At 62.7% G+C, this 18,570-nt stretch carries 13 protein-coding genes, 1 tRNA gene, 1 other RNA gene and 1 pseudogene; 7 read left to right on the top strand and 9 right to left on the bottom strand.

The features are described from left to right. Nucleotides 1–6: 6 nt before the first annotated feature. A complete protein-coding gene (locus tag HMPREF2932_RS06310) occupies nt 7–1,272 on the bottom strand; it encodes an aspartate kinase (RefSeq protein ID WP_071409832.1) in 1,266 nt (421 codons plus the stop codon). A 146-nt stretch (nt 1,273–1,418) separates the two neighbouring features. Here HMPREF2932_RS06310 and HMPREF2932_RS06305 point away from each other — a divergent pair, with 146 nt between their 5' ends. Next, entirely contained in the window at nt 1,419–2,291 is an 873-nt protein-coding gene (locus HMPREF2932_RS06305; protein WP_049157829.1) for a DMT family transporter, read from the top strand. Here HMPREF2932_RS06305 and HMPREF2932_RS06300 read toward each other — a convergent pair. Next, nucleotides 2,288–3,490: a mannosyltransferase family protein gene (locus HMPREF2932_RS06300; RefSeq protein ID WP_049157827.1), complete on the bottom strand. Its 1,203-nt coding sequence runs from the start codon at nt 3,488–3,490 to the stop codon at nt 2,288–2,290. The two genes, HMPREF2932_RS06305 and HMPREF2932_RS06300, sit on opposite strands and share 4 nt — an antisense overlap. Nucleotides 3,491–3,768: 278 nt before the next feature. On the opposite strand from HMPREF2932_RS06300, the gene leuA reads away from it, so the two are divergent. The 5 genes and pseudogenes from leuA to HMPREF2932_RS06275 all read left to right on the top strand — a co-directional run bounded on the left by leuA (nt 3,769) and on the right by HMPREF2932_RS06275 (nt 11,680). Continuing rightward, nucleotides 3,769–5,583 carry a 2-isopropylmalate synthase gene (leuA, locus tag HMPREF2932_RS06295; RefSeq protein ID WP_049157825.1) on the top strand — a complete coding sequence of 605 codons (1,815 nt, stop codon included), beginning with the start codon at nt 3,769–3,771 and terminating at the stop codon, nt 5,581–5,583. Between the two features lie 307 nt (nt 5,584–5,890). Further along, nucleotides 5,891–7,942, top strand: coding sequence for a hypothetical protein (locus HMPREF2932_RS06290; protein WP_141756290.1), 2,052 nt, complete (start codon nt 5,891–5,893; stop codon nt 7,940–7,942). Nucleotides 7,943–8,040: 98 nt separating this feature from the next. Further along, a pseudogene (locus HMPREF2932_RS06285) lies at nt 8,041–9,207 on the top strand (DNA polymerase III subunit epsilon); the annotation flags it as partial. Nucleotides 9,208–9,618: 411 nt separating this feature from the next. Beyond that, entirely contained in the window at nt 9,619–10,908 is a 1,290-nt protein-coding gene (locus tag HMPREF2932_RS06280; RefSeq protein ID WP_049157821.1) for a Mur ligase family protein, read from the top strand. Continuing rightward, nucleotides 10,901–11,680: a type 1 glutamine amidotransferase gene (locus HMPREF2932_RS06275; RefSeq protein ID WP_049157819.1), complete on the top strand. Its 780-nt coding sequence runs from the start codon at nt 10,901–10,903 to the stop codon at nt 11,678–11,680. The genes HMPREF2932_RS06280 and HMPREF2932_RS06275 overlap by 8 nt, the downstream gene beginning before the upstream one ends. An 11-nt stretch (nt 11,681–11,691) precedes the next feature. Here the strand turns inward: HMPREF2932_RS06275 and recR are convergent, their stop codons facing one another. The 6 genes from recR to ffs form a co-directional block, all read right to left on the bottom strand. Continuing rightward, nucleotides 11,692–12,348 carry a recombination mediator RecR gene (gene recR / locus HMPREF2932_RS06270; RefSeq protein ID WP_071409830.1) on the bottom strand — a complete coding sequence of 219 codons (657 nt, stop codon included), beginning with the start codon at nt 12,346–12,348 and terminating at the stop codon, nt 11,692–11,694. 114 nt (nt 12,349–12,462) lie between these two features. Continuing rightward, nucleotides 12,463–12,843, bottom strand: coding sequence for a YbaB/EbfC family nucleoid-associated protein (locus HMPREF2932_RS06265; RefSeq protein ID WP_046648833.1), 381 nt, complete (start codon nt 12,841–12,843; stop codon nt 12,463–12,465). Between the two features lie 57 nt (nt 12,844–12,900). Continuing rightward, entirely contained in the window at nt 12,901–15,564 is a 2,664-nt protein-coding gene (locus HMPREF2932_RS06260; RefSeq protein ID WP_049157817.1) for a DNA polymerase III subunit gamma and tau, read from the bottom strand. Between the two features lie 32 nt (nt 15,565–15,596). Next, nucleotides 15,597–16,073 (bottom strand): suppressor of fused domain protein, encoded by a 477-nt coding sequence (locus tag HMPREF2932_RS06255; RefSeq protein WP_049157816.1) that lies wholly within the window; start codon nt 16,071–16,073, stop codon nt 15,597–15,599. Between the two features lie 85 nt (nt 16,074–16,158). Continuing rightward, on the bottom strand, nt 16,159–17,430 hold the full coding sequence (locus HMPREF2932_RS06250; protein WP_049157814.1) for an aspartate aminotransferase type Ic: 1,272 nt from the start codon (nt 17,428–17,430) through the stop codon (nt 16,159–16,161). A gap of 81 nt (nt 17,431–17,511) precedes the next feature. After that, an RNA gene (ffs, locus tag HMPREF2932_RS06245) (signal recognition particle sRNA small type) lies at nt 17,512–17,610 on the bottom strand. Nucleotides 17,611–17,777: 167 nt separating this feature from the next. Between ffs and HMPREF2932_RS06240 the strand changes: the two genes are divergently transcribed. Continuing rightward, a tRNA-Ser gene (locus tag HMPREF2932_RS06240) sits at nt 17,778–17,866 on the top strand. A 458-nt stretch (nt 17,867–18,324) separates the two neighbouring features. Here the strand turns inward: HMPREF2932_RS06240 and HMPREF2932_RS13395 are convergent. Further along, complete coding sequence (locus HMPREF2932_RS13395; RefSeq protein WP_128081864.1) at nt 18,325–18,567, bottom strand: hypothetical protein; 243 nt, start codon at nt 18,565–18,567, stop codon at nt 18,325–18,327. Nucleotides 18,568–18,570: the final 3 nt, after the last annotated feature.

The raw sequence follows: 18,570 nt of genomic DNA, 5'->3' as shown, positions 1-18,570 counted from the left end.
TAAGTTTTAGCGTCCGGTACCAGCATAAACGGTGGCCTCTTCCTCGCCACCCAGCTGGAACTTCTCGTGCAAAGCAATGGCTGCCTTATCGAGGTCCGCCTCGCGCGTCAGCACGGAAATGCGGATCTCAGAGGTGGAGATGAGCTCCATGTTGACCCCTGCGTCACGCAATGCCTCCGTGAAGTCCGCGGTGACACCGGGGTGGGACTTCATACCGGCACCGACCAGGGAAACCTTGCCCACTTGGTCGTCGTAAAGCACGTTGCTCCAGTGGCCGTCTTCCTTGAGCTTGGCCAGAATCTCCATTGCCTTCGGCCCATCCGAGCGCGGGCAAGTGAAGGTGATATCGGTCGTGCCGGACTCCAGGGAGGAGACGTTCTGAAGGACCATGTCGATGTTGATCTCGGCGTCTGCGATAGCGCGGAACACCTTAGCGGCCTCACCCGGGCGGTCCGGGATTCCCAGGACGGTGACCTTGGCCTCGGAGCGGTCGGTTGCGATGCCGGTTAGTACTGCTTCTTCCACGGGGATATCCTCCATTGAACCGGCGATGAGCGTGCCGGAGTCGTTTGAATAAGACGAGCGAACTCGAAGGGGAACGTTGAACGCGCGGGCGTATTCGACGCTGCGCAGGACCAGAATCTTAGAGCCCACGGCGGCCAACTCCAGCATCTCCTCGAAGGAGAGCTGCTCGAGCTTCTGGGCGTTGTGAACGATGCGGGGATCAGCGGTGTAGACGCCGTCGACATCGGAGTAAATCTCACACACATCGGCCTTGAGCGCTGCCGCCAGCGCCACCGCGGTGGTGTCCGATCCGCCACGGCCGAGGGTGGTGACGTCGCGCGATTCCTTGTTGACGCCTTGGAAACCCGCGACGATGCAGATTTTGCCTGCATCCAGCGCCTCGGTCAGGCGGCCCGGGGTGACGTCGACAATGCGGGCGTTACCATGACGCTCAGTGGTGAGCACGCCAGCTTGGGAGCCGGTAAAAGACTGAGCCTGCGCACCGAGGGACTCCACTGCCATGGCAACGAGCGCATTGGAGATGCGCTCGCCGGCGGTCAGCAGCATGTCCATCTCGCGCTGCGGCGGGACGGGGTTGACCTGGGCGGCGAGGTCTAGGAGCTCATCGGTGGTATCCCCCATGGCGGAGCACACGACAACCACGTCGTTGCCCTGTTTCTTCGTCGCCACAATGCGCTCCGCCACCGCGCGAATGCGCTCTGCGCTTTCGAGGGAGGATCCCCCGTATTTCTGTACGACTAGGGCCACTGACGGTCCCACCTTTCCTGTTTGTGAGGGCCATTACCTGTTCACCGCCCAATACCTATAGACCGGCAGTCAACTCCTTTAGACTACCGCCCTTTGGCTACCATCGAAACACGTGCTGGATATTAATTCCAGGTAAGGTGGAAACGATGCTTTCAAACCTGGTTGCCGTTGCTTTCGCACTGGCCTCGGCACTAGTCGTGGCCTGGGGCACTGTCATACGCCACCGCATCGTGTTGGACGCCAGCTCCAGGACCGTCATGCGCACCGCAATTCGCACTCCCCTGTGGTGGATTGGCACCGGAGCCGCCGTCGTTGCCTATGCCTTGCAGCTCATCGCACTCCACTTCGGCACGCTGCTCATCGTGCAGCCCATCCTCGTCCTGTCCCTGATGTTCACGCTGCCGCTCGCCGCGTGGTATTCCCGGCGGCCGATGCCGGCGCGGGAGGTCTTCTGGTGCCTAGCGCTGACCATCGCGGTGGGCATCATGGTGGTCTACGGGCGCCCCACCGCAGGCTTGACGACGCCCAGCTGGTCCCAGTGGTGGCCCGCCTTCGCCCTCGGCGCGCTGACACTCGCCGCACTCTTTGTGGCGGCCTATAACCGGCCGGAGGAATCCGCACTCGCGCTCGGCAGTGCCTGCGGCATCCTCTACGGCTACGTGGCGCTCGTAGCGAAAGCGGTGGTTGACGTCCTCTCCCACCAAGGCATCGCAGCATTGCTAGCGAGCTGGGAGCTGTACGTGCTCATCGGGCTGGCGGCTGCCGGCACGGTGATCCAGCAGTATTCCTTCCACGCCGGCGCTCTTGCGCATTCCCTTCCCGCGATGACCATCATGGAGCCCATCGTGGCTTTCGGCCTGGGTTACTGGGTCCTGGGCGAGAAATTCCAGGTCGAGAGCATCGCAGGCTGGTGCGTGATGGGGGCTTCGCTCATCATCATGATCGCCGCCACGATCGTCCTGTCACGCATTCCGGTCAACCCGGGAAGCACTCGGCGCGCGGAACAAAGCCCGCACTAGATCGCCCACTCAAAGACCACCAGCATGTAGGCGGAGAACCACGCCGACCACAGGACCCATGCGCCACAGGCAGCCCACAGCATGCGTGGGCGCCACGCCGTGGCGGCGCGCACAACCCACGGCAGCACCAGAATGATCGCGGGCAGGAGAAGTCGCGGGCGCGAGTGCATGATGCCGTCGGAAAGCAGCACATTCGCACATAACGCAGCGCTAAACCACCAGGCGACCGGGTTAACCTTCCCCCAGGCCGCGATGAGCAACACGGGGGCACCGAGGATCACCAGCACGGTGAGCAGGTAGCCCACATCGTTGTTCTCCGTCAAGGTTTCCCACACGAACCGCACGGTGGCAACGCCCCCGTCGAAGGTGGAGTTCCAGTGTTCGGTTTGGATGCCGAAGTAGCCGCCAGCCTCCGCCAGGTAGCGCTGTGTCCACAGCAAGTACCCCGGCAGCGGGAGCGACGCCACGATCAGGCTGAGCCACGCCTGCCAGGAACGCCGCCCGTAAAGGAGCACCCACAGGCCAAAAACTGCAAGGAAGTCCACGGAGGTCAGCCGGACAAAGGACAAGGCAATACCGAAAGCCGCGGCGCTCCACCAATCGCGTTCATCCAGCGCCACGAGTCCCCACACCACAAGGGCCCCGAAGAGGGCTTCCGTATAGGGCATGGAAAACACAATGGACATCGGAGCGCTGCTGACCACGATGGCCGCGGCGCATTGCCCACGGCGCCCTGCCCCCAGGCGCTGCGCTAGGACCATGACTCCAGCAGCCATCACCGCGGTAAAAAGAGTATTCACAAGGAGGGCAGCTACCTCAAGGCTGATCCCGGTCCACCCCAGAACCCGCAACAGTATGGGGAAACCCGGAAAGAAAGCCATAGTGATTTCATGGACCGGCCCATCCGTATGGATGTCCGCATCGAAATAACCGACGCGCGCAATCTCCAGGTAGTACTTAGAGTCCCAGGCCGTGAGCTGATCCCACAGCTCCTGCTCGTTGACGGCTGCGATGCCGCTCAGCACAGCGATGCGCACTGCAGTGCCCACTACCGCGACCAGCACGGCCATGGGCAGCAGCGAAAGTACCCCTGGCGCGCCTTCAGGGGTCGGGGCGGCATCCGGTTCCTTGCCCGGCGCGGTCTTCTTCCCAGGTTCCGGAGCAGTCGTCATGGTGTTTTCTTCAGGCACGCAACACATCCTAGCCACCCGCGACCCCATCCCAGTATGTGAAACCAGTTGCCGCAGAGTGGGAAGCGTTGTATTGTGGCTCACATGACTTTGCGGCACACTCTTCTCCTTAGTAGCCGCGGCGGGATTTAGGTTTGTAACTCTACGGCCAGCGCCCCGTCGCGGAGCGTGGTGATGCCAACACACACCACAGCTGGCCGTCCCCACAATTCACTACATCGTTGCTCATCACAGCAACGCGGCGAAACAAACGCCTCAGGCCACACACAAGGAAGAGAACAAACACCATGTCCCCCAACGATTCTTTCATCTCCGCTCCCCGCGAAATCACCACCCCGGCCGGCCCGCGCAACGAGAACCAGCCCGCCTGGAATAAGCAGCGCGGCTCCTCGATGCCGGTCCACCGCTACCAGAGCTTCGCCCAGGAGGTCGAGCCCGTCACGCTGCCGGACCGCACGTGGCCGGATAAGAAGATTACTGTGGCCCCGCAGTGGTGTGCGGTGGATCTGCGCGATGGGAACCAGGCCCTGATTGATCCGATGTCCCCGCAGCGCAAGCACCGCATGTTCGACCTGCTGGTAGCCATGGGTTACAAGGAGATCGAAGTGGGCTTCCCCTCCGCTTCCCAAACGGACTTCGACTTTGTCCGCGAGATCATTGAGGGCAATAAGATCCCCGAAGACGTCACCATCCAGGTCTTGGTCCAGGCCCGCGAGCACCTGATTCGGCGTACCTTCGAGGCGTGCCAGGGCGCGAAGAACGTCATCGTGCACTTCTACAACTCCACCTCGAAACTGCAGCGCCGCGTGGTATTCCGCAAGGACCGCCCGGCCATCAAGAAGCTGGCCACGGATGCCGCAGAGCTCATCAAGAGCATTGCCAAGGATTACCCGGACACCAACTGGCGCTGGGAGTACTCGCCGGAATCCTTCACGGGAACCGAGCTGGACTTCGCCGTCGAGGTCTGCGATGCCGTCGTCGACATCATGGAGGCCACCCCGGACAACCCCATGATCATCAACCTGCCGTCCACGGTGGAGATGATTAGCCCGAACGTGTACGCCGACCAGATCGAGTGGATGCACCGCAACTTTGCCAAGCGTGACTCCATCATCCTGTCACTGCACCCCCATAACGATCGCGGCGAAGGCATTGCCGCCGCCGAGCTGGGCTACATGGCCGGCGCAGATCGCATCGAAGGCTGCCTGTTCGGCAACGGTGAGCGAACCGGCAACGTAGACATCGTCACGCTGGGTCTGAATATGCTCACCCAGGGCGTGGACCCGCAGATCGATTTCTCCGATCTGCCCAAGATCCGCGAGACGGTGGAGTACTGCAACCAGCTGCGTGTACCGGAGCGCCACCCCTACGGCGGCGAGCTGGTGTTCACGGCCTTCTCCGGCTCCCACCAGGATGCCATCAACAAGGGCCTGGATGCCCTGGCCCAGGAGGTACGCCCCGGCGCCAACAACACCGAGGTGTCGTGGGAGGAACTGCAGGAAACCACCTGGGAAGTTCCCTACCTGCCCATCGACCCGAAGGATGTCGGCCGCGATTACCAGGCGGTCATCCGCGTCAACTCGCAGTCCGGCAAGGGCGGCGTAGCCTACATCATGAAGACCGACCATGGCATCAACATGCCGCGTGCCATGCAGGCGGAGTTCTCCTCCGTCGTGCAGGCGGTGACCGACGCCGAAGGTGGCGAGGTCAACTCCAAGAACATGTGGGACATCTTCGCCAACGAATTCCTGGAGCGCACCTCCCCGCTAGAGCTGGTCTCCTTCCAGGTGGACAACTCCACCACAGAGGGCGAGGACGCCAAGGTAACCGCGACCATCGTCTTCAACGGTGAGAAGCGCGTTGTCTCCGGCATCGGCAATGGCCCCATCGCCGCGTACGCCAATGCGCTGGAGGACGTCGGAATTGATTTCGAGGTCATCGACTACTCCCAGCAATCCCGCACTGCTGGCGACGACGCCGAGGCCGCCTGCTACATCGCCGCCGAGGTTAACGGCGCCCAGGTATGGGGCGCGGGCATCGCTGGCTCGACGACGCGCGCATCCATCAACGCGATTACGTCCGCAGTCAACCGCGCAGACTAAGCCAGGCAAAGCCAGGCTTAACAACAGTGCAGCTAGGGAGGAGCACGTTCCTCCCTAGCTTCCAGCATCCGAGCTTTAAGCTATGCGCAAAAATTCCTGGTCACCATATCCCGCTGAATGCGCTTTCTTGTAGGCCAGAACTCAGAGCGATATAGTTAAGCAGCGTAACTGCACTGCAATAAAGATTTTTCAAACATTTCGTGCGGCTAGTCAGAGCTTCAGTCTGGGCTTCGGCATTCCCAATGCTCACGGCGAACCCGCCCGGCCGTATGCATCCGACGTGGTCCACTCAGCGAAGGCGAGCAATATGACGGTCACTAACTATGTGGTTCCCCACCACGGGTTTGGCACACCGCGTCGCCTGACGGTTGACACCGTAAACCCAGAGATGTTCCTGCAGCTGCTATCGCTAGCTGAAAGCAGTCATCTCCCCGTCACTTTGAGTGGACATTCAAGTACAGGATTTCGCGTCCATCACGGCGAAGACATCGTGGGCGTGATCCCCGCCTCCCAAGCTGCCGATTACTCGGAGCTGGACTGGATCATTGACGCGGGGCTGACCCCACAAGCCACCGCAGAAATCGCACTCCGCGAGGATGCAGCGGAAGAAACCATTCCTGCTTTCGAGGTCCTCCTCCCAGAGCCTGGCCTGTGCGTGCCGCTCAATATTCCCCCGGCTCAGCGGTGGGGCATGCTCAGTGGCCAGCGCGCTTTGCACATCACCGAGTTTGCGGTCCCAGCCAGTTCCCTATCGACGCACCCTGCGCACCTCCTTGTGCGTTTGACCAATAACCGGCACTTTTTCCGACGCTCCATCGAGGTTCACCTTGATGACGAACTCGTCGCCACGATTCCGCGGGAGCGGGCTCCCTGGCTGAGCGATACCATCGCAGGATTCAATCACGAGGGCCTCATCGCAGTCGCCCGCGCATATTTCATATCGGATGGACAACCAACCCTCACCGTCTATTCCGAAGAAGGCACGCCGGAAAGCCACTTCGCCGTGGGAACCGCCGGAATCATCGCTGCCGCCGCGGGCGCAGCGGCCGTGAAGGTCACCAACAGTGGCAAGGCACACGCAGCCAGCCTGCCGGCTGGCGGAATTGAGGCTACCGGCGCAGCGAAGACCGCCGGTACTGCTGCCACGCAGAGCGCACAAGCCCTGTCCCTCAACTCTGCCGGGGCGGCTGCCGTGACCGGAACAAAGATCGCTGCAGCTAGCACTGGGCTCAAGGTAGCTTGTGCTGCTGGCGTTGCCGTCGTGGTCGGCGGGGCTGCCAACTTCGCATCTTCCGGGAATTCCTCCGGTTCACACCACGATAACCTCGCCGAATCGGCTTTTGAAGAAAACACCCTCGCTGTGTCCACGTCACACTCTGCTGACGCCGACCCTGCTGCTATTGAGGACAAGGCCTCCGACGTCGCGGACACTGCGGACATTGTGGCTGCAGACGCCCACCTCCCCGAGGAGCGGGATGATACGGACGCTACGCGAGCGCTTAGCCCGACTGGTTTTTCCGAGCCCACAGAGCCTACTGAGCTGACAGAACCAGCAGAACCCACGGAGCTCGCTGAGCCCACGGAACGTACACCGCTGCCCGCTGCCGAGGAGGCTGCTACTTCACCGCAGGCGGATCACCTGCCGCATACAGCACCGACAACAACACCTCTGACCACCGCTCCCACAGCGGAGGAGCTCGACGCTCCGGAGGATCGCCGCACTGAGGCGTCCACCGCTCCCAATTCCAGCCCTAGGAGCACCGAAAACAGCACAGAATCAACCACTTCACATGAGGCCAGTCGCTCCGCAGAGCCGCCGACCACCACGCACCCGCTGAGCACTACTTCGCGGCCGCGCACAACGCCGCCGATCCACGTACCCCGTCCCACCCCACAAACTCAGGCGACCCCGTCGCCGACTGTGGTGACGACTACGCCGAAGCCACCAGCTGAACCCACGCGCTCCACGTCAAAGGCTGCTCCCACCACCACTCCGGTGGGCGAAGATCGAACCGCACCTCACGACGAACCAACTGCCCCGAGCACGCCGCCGGCCACTACCCCTGTGACCACGCGCGTCAGCACACCACCCACGGCGGCTCCGGCGCCCTCGACTACTTCTGCTCCGGCAACTCCAACGCCCACCACCAAGCCCAAACCAACTAGCAAGCCCAAGCCCACCACGAAGCCCACGCCGACCGCTAAGCCCACGCCAACTAGCAAGCCCAAGCCGACCACTCAACCTCAGCCCACCAGAAAGCCCGAGCCGACTAAAGAGCCCGAGCCCAGCCGCGAGCCTGACCCCACTCCCGAGCAATCCGACCGCGGCGGCTGGGTCATCATCATCGACTTTGGCTAGTCCGCAGCGTGCTTACCTTCACCGCGACTCAGTGGATACAACCCCCTTCTCGTGTGCCCTTTCCAGCTTCCTCGCAGTTGGGTACTAAACTGTGAACAATGACTACGACACCCGGCCCCACCGAGCCTGCAGCGCAGCTCAGCGCTGCAGAGACGCCGGCCGCGGCGTCACCACACACCGGCGCCCCTAAGCCGGGCCCGCGCCCCCACCAGGCAGATAAGAAGCAGACCGATAGGGAGCACAAGGCCTCTGCCCGCGAGGAAGCTCTCGCCGCCTTTCCCTACGTGGCGCTGACCATCCAAACCACCGGAATCCACCCTTCGACCGGCCGCCTGCTCACCGTGGATGCGTTGACTCTCAACGCCGCTGGGGAGATCGGCCAGGAATTCCACGCCGTCATCAACCCAGGCGCAGACCCCGGACCGCGGCACCTCCACGGGTTAAGCGTCGAAGAAATCCAGGCTGGGCAGTCTTTCTCCATGCTGCTCAAGCCCCTGGACCGGCTCATTGATGGCCGCACCCTCATCGTCCACGACACCCCTTATACCTGGGGATTCATCGTCTCCGAAGCGCGCCGTGCAATGACCGCCGCTGCCCGCCAGAACCGCGCGCGCAATCGCAACCGGGGCAAGGGCCGACGCCGCCGCTTCAAGGTGGGACACGTCCCCACCCCAGTCGCCATCGTGGATACTCTCGCCACCGCCCGCCGCCAAAGCGTGTGGGGCACCGACATCCGCTTGGCGGCCGTCGCGCGTGACACCGGCCTTTCCGCACCCGACCCCACGGCCAGCGTCGAACGTGCGCAGAGGACAGAAAAAGATACCTCCCGCGAAGCAACCCGCCTGCTCGTGGCTCTTTATCGCGCGCAAGCTTCAGGCCCACTGAGCAGTGCCACACCGGATGACCTGCGAGCGGATCGTTTCGGGCTGCAGCGCTCCCACGTCCGCGTCGACGCTGCTGAAGCGCCCCGCCAGCACCACAACCCCGGTCCGTATGTGCCCGGCAAGGAGCTCATCCGCGGCATGGAGATCGTCGTAGCCCCGGAAATCACCGAGGACCCCGATACCATCATCGCCGCCCTAGCCCGCGAGGAGCTCAACTACTCTGAAAAGCTCACCCGAGAAACTTCCCTGGTGGTCTGCAATATCACCACGGACCTCGTGGGCAAGCCCATGCATGCCCACCGCAAGAACATTCCCCTGATGTCCGACACCGCTTTCCTCGCGGCCCTCGAGCGCATCGAGGAACCCACGGAGCCCGAAGAGCAGGCCACATCTGGTGGGGCGAGCAACTCGGGGAAGCGCCAGGGCGAGGGACGCTCCGGTGGGCAGTCCAACCGCAACCGCTCCACGAACAAGAATCGACGCCGCTCCCGTCGTAAATCTTCCGGTAATCATCAGCCCGCTAAACAAGGGCACAACGATAAGAAGAACCAGAACCCTTCAACCGAGGGTTCCGCAGGCGACAAGCCTGCTCACTCGGGCTCGGCTAATAACCAAGGTTCGCAGGGCTCTGGCAACAACAATCGAAACAAAGGCGGAAACCACGGGCGTAGGCGTCGCCGCCGCGGTGGGCGCGGCCGCCGCGGTAATGGCAACCAGCAGGGCCAACAAAACTCGGGACACAACCGCTCCCGCAACACCGATAACTAGCGTCCCCCGACTACCCTGGGGAACATGAATTTTAACTTCCGAAGCGCGTTCTCCTCCGCGCGCACTGCGGTTGCCACCACCGCTGCGACGCTGGCTACCACTGCCTCGCGCGCCACGGGCCGCGGCGCCGGCGGCATGATTGGCGGGCTCATCGCCAACGCCATCGACCCCACCATCATGCAGAACCTGGCCAAGCAGCGCCCAGCCATCCTGGTGACCGGAACCAACGGTAAGTCCACCACCACGCGCATGCTCGCCGCCGCTGTGCGCACCGAGCACTCCGTGGCCACCAATGATGGCGGCGACAACATGGACGCCGGAATCATCTCCGCGCTTCTAGCAGGCAAGGACGCGAGTCACTTAGTGCTGGAAGTGGACGAGCTCCACGTTCCCCACGTCGCGGATAACCTCAACCCCACCGCGCTGGTGTTGCTGAACCTCTCACGCGACCAGCTGGACCGCGTGGGCGAAATTAACAAGATCGAGCGGGCCCTGCGCGGCGCAGTCGAGGCCCACCCGGATATGCTCATCATCGCCAACTGCGATGACGTGCTTATGACCTCCGTGGCCTATGACGCGAAGAACGTCATCTGGGTTTCCGCTGGTGCCGGATGGATGGGTGAATCCGTCACCTGCCCGCGCACCGGAGGACACATCGTGCGCGAAGGCGAGGACTGGCACGCGGTCAAGCCGCTTGCCGACGGCCGCGAATTCCGCCGCCCCACCCCCACCTGGGCAGTGACGGAGGAAGGGCTGGCGAGCCCGGGGGGCGTCGACAAGCTCCAGCTGGCCCTGCCGGGGCAGGCCAACCGCGGCAATGCTGCCCAAGCCGTCGCCGCTGCGGTCGAAGCTTTCGGCGTGGATCGCCACAAGGCCATTGCCGCCGCGGAAAGCGTCGACGATGTAGCCGGGCGCTATTCCACCATCACGCTAGGAAACCGCACCATCCGCCTGCTGCTGGCTAAGAACCCGGCCGGCTGGCAGGAGGCGCTATCCATGGTGGACCGCGAGGCCGATGGCCTGGTCATCGCCACCAACGGCCATGTGGCCGACGGTATTGATATGTCCTGGCTGTGGGACGTGCGCTTCGAAGACTTCGACGATCTGCCAGTCAAGGCTGCGGGTGAGCGCGGCACCGACCTCGCAGTGCGTTTGGTCTACGCGGATATCTCGCACGAGCTCATCCCGGATCCCCTCACCGCCATTCAGTCCTGCCCGGAGGGCCGCATCGAGGTGCTGGCCAACTACACCGCCTTCCGTGATCTGAAGAAGGCCCTCACCGCCGCAGCAGCAAAGGAGCATTCGAATGACTAGCCTGCAGATTGGCCTCATCCTCCCCGATATCCTGGGCACCTACGGCGATGACGGTAACGCCCTGGTCCTGCGCCAGCGCGCCCGCATGCGCGGACTCGAGGCAGAGATCGTGCCCATCAAGCTGGGTGAGCCGGTGCCGGAGTCCCTCGACGTCTACACCCTGGGCGGCGGTGAGGACACCGCGCAGATCCTCGCCGCGGAGCACCTCATCGCCGATGGCGGCCTGACCCGTGCGGCGGCCGCTAAGCGTCCGATTCTGGCGATTTGCGCAGGCCTGCAGGTGCTCGGCGAATCCTTCCGCGCGTCCGGCCGCGTGGTGGATGGCGTGGGGCTTATCGACGCCACCACGGCCTCCATGGCCGAGCGCGCCATCGGCGAGGTAGCCACCGAACCCACCAAGGCCGGCATCACCGCTGAGCTCACCGAGCCGCTCACCGGTTTTGAGAACCACATGGGTGCAACCATCCTGGGGCCTGCCGCCCAGCCGCTGGGAACGCTCACGCGCGGAACCGGCAATGCGGATACCGCTGCCATCCTGGACCTCTCCGACAGGGCCGTCCAGCGCGGCGCCGAGGGCGCGGTGCAGGGCAGCGTCATCGCTACCTACATGCACGGTCCGGTCTTGGCGCGCAACCCGCAGCTGGCGGACCTGTTGCTGGCCAAGGCCATGGGAATCGCGCTCAGCGAACTCGAGCCCTTGGATATCCCGGCTATTGACCAGCTACGCACCGAGCGCTTTAACGCCTCGGAGCCGCCGCGCTCGCAGCGCTAGGAAGCACCGCGCTAGACCGTCAGGCGGCCGCTCAACGCACGCGAGAGCGTCAGCTCATCGACAAACTCAAGGTCGCCTCCCAGCGGCATGCCGGAGGCCAGGCGCGTGATCTTCAGTCCTGGGAAGTCCCGCAGCAAGCGCACGAGGTAGGCCGCGGTGGCCTCGCCTTCGGTGTTGGGATCGGTGGCGAGGATGACCTCGGTGATGTCCGGGGAATCGTCGTAAAGCGGCTCCTCCTGGGTGGAATCCGCAAGCTCTCGGTCCGGTAGTACGCCGCCGAGGCGCTGCAGCAGTTGCGAGATGTTGAGGTCCTTCGGCCCCACATTCGCCAGCGGGTCGAGCGCGCCACCCAGCACATGGTAGCGGCCGTCATATTCGCCGGTGCGCTCGATGACCTGGATGTCCTTGGGCTCTTCCACCACGCAGATGGTGGAGGCATCGCGCTGCGAATTGATGCAAATGCGGCAGACTTCTTCGCGGGAAATATTGCAGCAGATGCGGCAGAACGTCACGCCATCGCGTACTGCTCCCAGCGCCTTTTGGAGGCGGTCAATCTCCTCTGGGTCCTGATGCAACACGTGGAAGGCGATGCGTTGCGCTGACTTCGGGCCAATACCCGGCAGGCGCGAGAACTCATCGATGAGATCCTGCAATGGTCCTTCAAACACGCAATGCTCCCCTCACTCAACAACCCCTCAGACCTCGACGGCCGGGGACACAATAAAAGGCCGCGCTGCTCTCCACGAAGAGAGCAACAACGGCCTTTAAGTCTAACGCGCGGATTACTGGTTGCCGCCGAAGACATCCTGGAAGGACGGACCATCGTAGTTCTGCTGGGACTGGCCCATGCCCTGGGACAGCGGGCCAATCTTCTCCTGGGCCAGGCGGCCAGCAGCAGCGTGGGCCTCCTTGAAGGCACCAACGATGAGGTCCTGGAGGGTATCGATGTCCTCCGGGTCGACCACGGACTTATCGATGGTAACGTTCTGCAGCTCAGCGCCACCGGTCATAGTGACCTTCACCAGGCCGTTGCCGGCGGTGCCTTCAACGGTGGAGGCCAGGATCTCTTCCTGTGCCTTCTGCAGTTCTGCCTGGACGCGGGCTGCCTGCGCCAGGATCTCGTTCATGTCATTTGCCTGCTGCATCGGGTCGTTCTCAGTCATGCTAAAAATCCTTTCACACGATTATTTTCACTACGCGCCAAGTGTACAGATGCCACGCTAGAGCCGCCGCGCTCCCAACTCCTGTGCGAGGAGCTCCATGGCCACCTCCGTGGCGTTGCGGTGGTCCATCTCGCCGGCATTCTGCGCGGCCTCCATCATCTCGCGCTCCTCATCCGCGCGGGTGTACTCCGGCTGCGGAGCGGGAGCTTGCTGAGGCACAGGCTGCTGCGGCGCAGCAGGCGCTTGGCCTGCGCTTTCCGACGCCCCACCCATCCCCGCCGGCGGACCGTACTCCTCCGGTGGGGCTTCGAATTCGCCTTCCTCCGGGCCTGGCTCCGGCGGCAGTGGAACGCCGTTGCCAAACTTGGGAACTTTGGAAAACTCTTCATCCCGCTGGGCCGCTACTTGGCTCGCTTGCGCGATGCGTGATCGCCATTGGCTACCACGGGCCTCCCTCTTTGGGGGCACCATCGCCCCGCGCGGGGCGACGTCCGGACGTTGTGGTTCTGCCGACGGTCGCGGGTCTGCCGGCGGCTGCGACTCAGCTGCCTCACGCGGCTGCTCCGTCGTCGTTGCAGAAGACGGAGCCTGCTGCCCGATCCGGCGCGGCGCACCCCACGGGTCATCACTGGCATTGCTGGGTTCCTTCGCCTCGGACTCGCTGGGCTTGTCTCCTCTTTCAGATTCTGTTGCTGCCGCGGAAGCAGGCACAGTGTCGGAAGAGTGCGAATCAGTAGCGTTGTCCGGAGTCTCCGGACTCTCTGCCTCCTCGTCGGGCTCGGCGGCCTCGCGTGGTGGCTGGTTGGGGTTCCACTGGGTGCGCTGGGCTGGCTCAGCCACCGTGAAGCCGTGGGCCTTCGGGTCTGTGCCGATGACGCACGTGACCTTCAGGTTGCGGTTGAGCTCTTCCTTAAGGACGGTCACGATGACCTCGTTGGTGCCTGGCGAGTTGATGCGTTCCGCCAGCGCGCCGGTGGTGTGCCCAAGAACCAAGGTGTCATCACGCACGCCGAGGACACGGGCTTCGGCGAGCATGATTTCAGCGACCTTGTTCCGACGCCCAATCGTCGCCCGCAGGTCAGACCAACGCCCGCGAATTTCCGCGGCTGGGTCTTGAGGCTGCTCGGGCTCAGGCTGCTGTTCTTGTGGCTGTCCTTGAGCCTGTTCTTGCCGTTCTTGTTGTTCCGGCTGTTCCGGCTGTTCCGCTTCCTGCGGTTGTTCGTGCTGCTCCTGTTGCTGGTGTTCCGGTCGCTCTTGGTGCTGCTCAGGCTGCTCTGACTGCGGCTCAGGCTGCGCCTCCGGCTGTGCAGGGCGCTCCACCGGTGCCTGAGGCTGCGCAGCCTCAGGGGTTGGGGTCTGCTGCGTCTGCTGGGCTGTTTCTTGGGTCCTTTCGACCTGCTGTGGTTGCTGTTGTGGTTGCTGCTGCTGGGCCTCCTGTTTTGCAGCCTGGCGGCTGCGACGCTGCGCGATGATAGCTGCGGCGGCGGCAGCGGGATCCTGGGCGCTAGCGACCGCAGATTGCTGGCGTTGCGCAGGCGGAGTTCCCTGCCCAGCGGGAGCGGAAGTCTGCACGCCCGCCCCCTGCGGGGCAGCAGTGGGCAGCTGACCGGCAGTTGCCGCCGCAGGAGCTGAACCAACGATGAGGTGTGCGCAAAGGATTTCTAGGAGCAGGCGCGGGGACGTCGCGCCGCGCAGGGAGGACACGCGCTCGTTGACGGTTTCGGCCAGGTAGGCCAGCTGTGGGCCGGAGAAGCGCTGCGCCTGGGCGGTAAGCACTTCCCCGCGGTCAGTCGGCGCAGAGACTAACCCCTCCTCCAACGCTGAAGGGACGGCCTGCAGGATCATCAAATCCCGCAAACGATCCAAAAGGTCAATGGCAAAGCGGCGAGGGTCGTGGCCGGCCTCAATAACATCGTCGACAAGCCGGAAGAGCCCAGCCTTATCCTGGTTCGCCAGGGATTCAACCGTGTTATCCAGCAGGCCTACGTCCGTGACACCCAGAAGTGGACGGGCCACGTCGTAGGTCAGCCCATCGGGGCCTGCGCCCGCCAACAGCTGGTCCAGGATGGACAAGGTATCGCGGGGCGAACCGCCGCCGGCCTGGATGACCATGGGGTACACAGTGTCATCCACGTGGACGTTCTCCGAGGCCACGGTGCGCTCCAACAGCCCTTTCATCGCCGGCGGGGTCAGCAGGCGGAAGGGATAGTGATGGGTACGCGAACGGATGGTGCCGATGATCTTCTCCGGCTCCGTCGTGGCAAAAATGAAGATCACGTGCTCCGGCGGCTCCTCGACAACCTTGAGCAAGGCGTTCGCACCGGAGGCGGAAATCATGTGGGCCTCATCGATGATGAAGATGCGGTAGCGCGACTCCGCCGGCGCGTAGTAGGCGCGGTCACGCAACTCACGCATGTCCTCGACACCATTGTGAGAGGCGGCGTCGAGCTCCGTGACATCCAAGTTGCCCGGCCCACCCGGGGCCAGCGAGACGCAAGAGTCACACTGCCCGCACGGCGTTGACGTTGGCCCCTGCTCACAGTTCAGCGAGCGGGCCATGATGCGCGCGGACGACGTCTTTCCGCAGCCACGCGGGCCGGAAAAGAGGTACGCATGGTTAATGCGCCCTGCGTCGAGGGCAGCGGATAAAGGCGTGGTGACCTGCTCTTGGCCTACCACTTCCGCGAAAGTTGCTGGACGATATTTCCGGTAAAGAGCCACGGTTAGTCAGTGTAGCGCCTCAACCCGACACGTCACTCCGAGCGCTGCCAATCCAGCAGATCGATGCCTTGCTCTGCCACCGCCTGCTGCAGCGCCGGCACGCCTTCCTCGACGGCGTAGGCATACTCGGCGTCGCTCAGCATGAGCAGTTGGCACACCAGCGTTAGGCGGCCCTCCTCCGCCACCTGCGGGGTCTGGCCGCCCCACAGGTACGGGGCGATGAGCATGCCATGACGCACGCTCAAGTGAGCGAAGCGCTCATCGTCTTCAGCAAAGAGCTTGGGCAAGAGCAGGCCCGGTTGCGCGGGCAACAAGCCTGCGGCTTCCGTGAGCAACGCTGCCGCAGCACTCACTGCGGCAGCCACCTCCACCTGCCCGGTGCGGGCGACGGTGAGGAGCTCACAGCGCACGTCGATGCCTTGCTCGGCGTGCGCTAGCCCGGTGTCGACATCGGCGAAGCCACACGTGACCGCGAGGGACTGCTCACCCTCCAGCGAGGCTAAGCCCAAACGCTGCCCCTCGACATTTCTGAACTCGAGGTCAGCCGGGATGATCTGGTCGAGCCAGTAGGCCGTCTCGTCGGAGTTGATTGCCTTATGCCCCCAGCTTCTCTACTGCGGCGAGCAGCACACAGGTGGCCACGCCATCCATTGCTGCCTCGACTTCTTCCTGCGGCGGCAGGGACGGTGCCAAGCGAATGTTGTGGTCCTTGGCGTCCTCGCCGTATGGGTACGCCGAACCAGCCTGGGTCAGGAGAATGCCGGCGTCACGGGCCAGCTCCCACACGCGGGTCGCGGTGCCCTCCATCACGTTGAGGGAGATGAAGTAGCCGCCCTTGGGGTGGGTCCAGTCCGCGATCTCATGGTGGGTGAGGTTCTTATCCAGGATGCGAAGAACCGCCTCGAACTTCGGCGCCAACAGCGCAGCGTGGCGGCGCATCACCGCGCGCACGCCCTCGGCGGAACCGAAGAACTCGTAGTGTGCCAGCTGGTTAATCTTGTTCGGGCCAATGCCACGGATACCGGCGTGCTCCAAGTACCACTCGAGGTTGTCTTCGGAGGAGCCGAAGAAGCTCACGCCGGAGCCAGCGAAGGTAATCTTCGACGAAGAAGACATAGCCCAGAAACGGTCCGGGTTGCCTTCTTCCGCAGCGATATCCAGGATCGGTAGAATCTCCGGGAAATCCTCAGTCAGCGTGTGTACGGCATAAGCGTTGTCCCACACGATGCGGAAGTCCGGTGCGCCGGTCTCCATCGCAGCAAGGCGGCGAGTCTTCTCTTCCGAGATGACGGCACCCGTGGGGTTGGAGAACATCGGCACTACCCACATGCCCTTCACCTGCGGATCCTTGGCCAGCTCCTCCACTGCTTCAATGTCCGGGCCATCCTCTTCCATCGGCACCGAAATCAGCTCGAAGCCGAAGGACTCCGTGATGGCGAAGTGGCGGTCATATCCCGGGGTGGGGCAAATCCACTTGATGTTCTCTTCCTTGGACCACGGCTGCTCAGAGCTGTTGGTTCCGAAGGTGTAGGCCCACAGGATGAGGTCATACATGATGTTCAGGGAGGAAGAGTCCGCCGCAATGAGGAGCTCCGGATCCATGTTGGTGAGCTTGCCCCACAGATCGCGCAGCTCCTTGATGCCCTTCTGGTTGCCGTAGTTGCGCAGGTCATTACCCGCAGCATCGGTGTAGTGGCCGCGCCCCGGCAGAACGAGCAGATCGTTGGACAGATCAAGCTGCGCCTTGGACGGCTTACCGCGGGTCAAGTCAAGATCCAACCCCTCAGCCTTGAGGGCCTCGTAGTCCTTGCGCACCTGCGCGGCAAGCTCATCAAGCTCGGACTTTTCAAGATTAAGAAGAGACATCCGTCTTCCTTCCGGGACGTAGTGCGGACATATGGCAACCATACTAACGCCCCGTCACATCCCCCGTGTGAAAGCACACAAATAAAAAGGGGACCCCGCGCACCCGCCAGAGCCTCCTGACCCTTGCTGCATTCCTGCCCTGGGGGAGTTCAGAGGATGGACGCCACGCGGAATCCTGCGGTCTAGCCTAGCGCGCCTTGCTTGCCGACGCCAAACCGCTCCCCCACCACCCAGCTCCCCACTCCGCTTCCAAGCGCGCTTTCCGCCTCAAGCCACTACATCCTTAACTTTTTCGCCCTGACCTGGCGATTTTGCTTCATTAGGGGGCTCATGTAATGTTTTCCAGCGGAGGATTCGACTAGCGGCCTATGTCACACGCCTGGAACGCGTGCGGGAGTCACATCCCTCAGGGGTTCAAATCCCCTATCCTCCGCCATTGGAAAGTCCCCTGGATGTCATCATCCAGGGGACTTTTCTTCATGCGCAGGTGGCCGATTCTAGCGGTCGTGGAAACACGGTTTTAGATTTCGTTGGCATAGCCTTGGAGTTCGGCCATTTCTTCGGCTGGTATTGCAAATCCTAGGGTTGCGCGTGGTCTTCTTCTTAACCACGTAGGCCGAGTTTCCCGCAGTCGTAGGCGACTATTGTCGATACGACTGCGGACAGCGAGATATCCCATGAGCTGTTTGGCTAAGAGGTAGCCAGGAATGGGTGGAACATTTGTGATCATGTCGACCGTGCTGTCGCATGGTATCTCTTCCGAAATCGCCTACGCCTTGCCGCTAGGGGCTTCTACTTGCTTGAGCTGACAGACAACAACCGGCAAGGCGCTACCTCAGTCTTCAATGAGTCGGCGTCTTTCTATATGACAAACCTAGACTGAGCATATCCCTATTACTCTTTACTCCTCCTTTTAGCTGATGCAGCAACTGAAAGAGCTATTCCTAGAAGGGCCATAGGAAGCCCAAGATTAGTAAGCCGAGTTTCCCAAAATAAGCCCGCTATACACAACAAAGCGCCTGCAATGAGAATGACAAGGGTAAAGACTTTAAATAGTTTCATTTCCGCATCTTCCTTACAACTTCCGTCATCGCCCGAAGGCAGGAATCCCCATGAGAATAACAATTCTTTACTCACAAT

The sequence above is a fragment of the Corynebacterium sp. HMSC074H12 genome, assembly GCF_001813755.1.
Lineage (GTDB): Bacteria > Actinomycetota > Actinomycetes > Mycobacteriales > Mycobacteriaceae > Corynebacterium > Corynebacterium hiratae.
The sequence above is the reverse complement of the archived record's forward strand: the minus strand, read 5'-3'. Positions and strand labels throughout refer to the sequence as shown.